The sequence below is a fragment of the Chitinophaga sp. genome (assembly GCF_035564935.1).
In the GTDB taxonomy this organism is placed as follows: domain Bacteria; phylum Bacteroidota; class Bacteroidia; order Chitinophagales; family Chitinophagaceae; genus Chitinophaga.
The window spans coordinates 1-3090 of record NZ_DATMTE010000636.1; the positions used below are offsets into that span (position 1 = coordinate 1).

Annotated in this window: 3 protein-coding genes; all 3 read right to left on the bottom strand. The window is 41.9% G+C overall.

Translation table 11 applies throughout. From position 1 onward, the window contains the following. A partial coding sequence (locus VN105_RS16135) for a hypothetical protein (protein ID WP_325642559.1) occupies positions 1 to 379 on the bottom strand: 379 nt, incomplete at its 3' end. Positions 380 to 504: 125 nt separating this feature from the next. Beyond that, positions 505 to 2847 carry a right-handed parallel beta-helix repeat-containing protein gene (locus VN105_RS16140; protein ID WP_325642560.1) on the bottom strand — a complete coding sequence of 781 codons (2343 nt, stop codon included), beginning with the start codon at positions 2845 to 2847 and terminating at the stop codon, positions 505 to 507. Positions 2848 to 2857: 10 nt separating this feature from the next. Then, positions 2858 to 2998, bottom strand: coding sequence for a hypothetical protein (locus VN105_RS16145; RefSeq protein WP_325642561.1), 141 nt, complete (start codon positions 2996 to 2998; stop codon positions 2858 to 2860). Positions 2999 to 3090 lie beyond the last annotated feature (92 nt).

The window sequence follows — 3090 nt, forward strand, 5'->3', positions numbered from 1 at the left end:
GTTTTGACTGTGGATTAGAGGTTCCAATTCCAACATTGCCATTACGCATTAATCTCAGCTGTGCTGTATTGACTGTTCCCCCGGCAACCCCTAATTCTGTCCAGTCCTGATTTAATATATTGTCCCAGCCGGTTGTTAGTATGTTCTCCGAAATATATGCGCCATTGTTTTCCTTTATAAGTACACCGTGATTTCCTTTTATGTATATGCCTCCGGTTGTTTTCAACCCGCCATTCACCTGTAATGCTGTTGTACCATCATCAATGGCATTGTTGATTAAAAAACGGTTACAGTTGCAATTTACCTGTCCTTTAGCCGGGTAACCAGCCAATAGGGTTGTGTATAACAAGGGAATCACTTTCAGGAATAGTTTTTTCATAATGAAGGGATTTTAGGCACAAAATGGCAATTAATATTTAACTAAGGTATATACTGATACATGCATACACTGCAACGGAAGCCATTCCCTCGTTTAACAGAACGGCTTCCCATTACAATCATCCATTAAGGCAATGCAAGCCAATAAATACCAATATCGCTGGCAGTTGTTTGCCTGAAGGTAATGTTAGTACCATCAACAGCGGATACATACAAGCCCGCATTGGACATACTGCCTGTTGCCGGGCTGAAAGTGACCGCAGAGGGGATTACTCCCAGGCCATGAGCCACAACATGTTCCTGTGCCGCAGTGCCACCGGTAACCGTTAATTTCCCGCCTTGGGGAAGTGGAGCGGTTTCATAGGCCTTGCCGGCCACCCAACCGGCAGAGGTGTAGGTCCACCCTTTGATGTATTGCCTGTAAGGAGCGGTACCGGTTATAGTGGGATTGGTGTTAATAATCTGATCCCCTGCCACAAAAGTACCGGTTGTTGGCGGAGCAGATTTGTACATTGTTTTTCTCGTATCTTCATAGTTGTCGGATGCGAATTTTATAGTAGAAGTAGCCCCCTGTATTTTATTGTCTGAAAACAGCGGATTAGTACTGGTGCATAATATACCATTGGTAATGGTTACGCCTACTCCTTCTATTTCATTGTTTATATACCTGATATTATCACAACCGGCATTGGATACCATCGCTGAAGTGCCGGAGCCATATAGTTTCAGGCTATTAGATATTATAGTACAATTCCTGGCGTAGGAGAGGTTCAATATGCTCCCCGTTGATTTTATAGTGTTGCCGCCAAATATCAAGCCTTTTATGTAGTTCTCCGGTTTGCCATTAACGGTGTCCGCCGGGTTTCCCTGTATAGTTATTGTAGGGTTTACGGCAGAAGCCATCCTGTACACAGTGTTGTTCACTATACTGATTCCTTCTCCTGTAGTGGCGTTATTGGTTTCTTTTAATGCGGTAAAGTAACTTAAAGAGTCTTCAGCTAACCCATAGAAAGTAGCGAATAATGCACTATTAGTGGAATCCTTAATAGTATTTCCGGATAAAGTCAGATAGGAGGAATCCTGGATTTTTATGCCATATCTTTTACTGTCACCTATTGAATTGCCGGTTATGGCAGTATTGAAACACAGTGATAGATAGATACCATCCCTGTTACAATTCCTGATAACGTTATCAGATATTGTACATCCGCAGGAGCCCCCGGCAGCGATGGCTCCCTGTGCTAAAGTTTCAGTGCCAGCATTGATCAGTACATTGTTAATTGTATTGTTGGTAACTACTGTTTGATGGGCTTTCTGAAGATAGATACCCATTCCTTTTGTTCTGTTCTTTGGTTCGGGATCCGGGCTGAGAGCATAACCTACATCACTGATCGTATTGCCATCAATTATATTTCTGTAAACTAATGGAACTGAACCATCACCATAGCTACTTTCATATAGTAATATGCCATACGCTACACAGTTTTTTATGCTGTTATTGGTGATCCTGTTTTCATATCCATGCCCTATAAGGGCTATACCAAAATCAGATCCTTGTTCATTGTCTATATAATTGTTGTCAATAATGTTATAGGTATGAAAGTATCCTTCACCACTATAACCCAGGCGGATAGCCGCCCCGTCATTATCCTGATCGCCAGGCACCCTGTTTACACAATTGATGATAATATTATTTTGTATGAGATTGCCGGAACAACCGGTTACACCCTGGAAAACAAGATAGATTGCTCCGCCGCTGATATTTGTGAAAGTAGAGTTAATAATCCGGCAGTTTTGAACTGCGGTCATTACAATGCATGCCTGGTAATCTACGGTTTTTTTCTCCCCGCTTCCAACAAAATTAACGCCATCTATTACTACGCCGGATGCGTTGATGTTTATAGTATTTATGTTTGTGCCAAGTGTCTTAATGACACTTTGCTGATGAGCGGTTATTTTATAGTTCTCTTTCGTTATAGTAATGACCTTATTAATATAGTATGTTCCCTCGGGTATATACAAGTCAAAGGGAAGTTTTACCGCTGCAGTAATTGCGTTGGTATCCCGGGTGGCATTGGCTGCATCATCCGTACCTTTTGCCCCAAACCATTTAATATTCAGCGGCCCGGACCAGTTTAGTCTGAAATACTCTGTTCCTTTTCTTCTATATACGGCAGGATCGGTTTTTTCCGTTGTCATTGGCGTGTCGTCGAACCAGGTAGTTACTTTGGTAAACGTTTCCAGCTCACCGGTATATTCGTTAAATAAGCCGAGTAAGATATCACCCACTCTTTCTGTTACGTTAGTGTTACCTGGATTGGTATCATCAAAATAGGCAAATGACGACAACCCCGGTTGCCTGGTATTTAATGCATCAGCCACACCACGTACATGTGCAGGCGTAATGGATTTACTCGTGTTGTCAGGTAGGCTCGCCTGTATTAAAGCAGTAATTTCGGTAGTGTTCATGTTTCTTTTTTTAAATTTGAAATCCTTCGTTGAAACCATCGCTGAATGACCCATCAGCTGTGATGCCGCTTGCATTGTCATCATCAGACATAGCAGGAGAATGATCCGGTAATTTTATTACAGGAGATGTAATAGGGTTTTCTGTTGACATGGCAGATAATTTGAGGTTATATGAGAAGCTTCCCACTATAAAAATAGAAATGCCTCACGCAGTGAATTTGCGCAGGCATTTTTTTAATGTTG

Coding starts and splice junctions, on each gene's coding strand:
- VN105_RS16140 (WP_325642560.1), bottom strand. CDS start 2,847: ATGAACACTACCGAAATTACTGCTTTAATACAGGCGAGCCTACCTGAC.
- VN105_RS16145 (WP_325642561.1), bottom strand. CDS start 2,998: ATGTCAACAGAAAACCCTATTACATCTCCTGTAATAAAATTACCGGAT.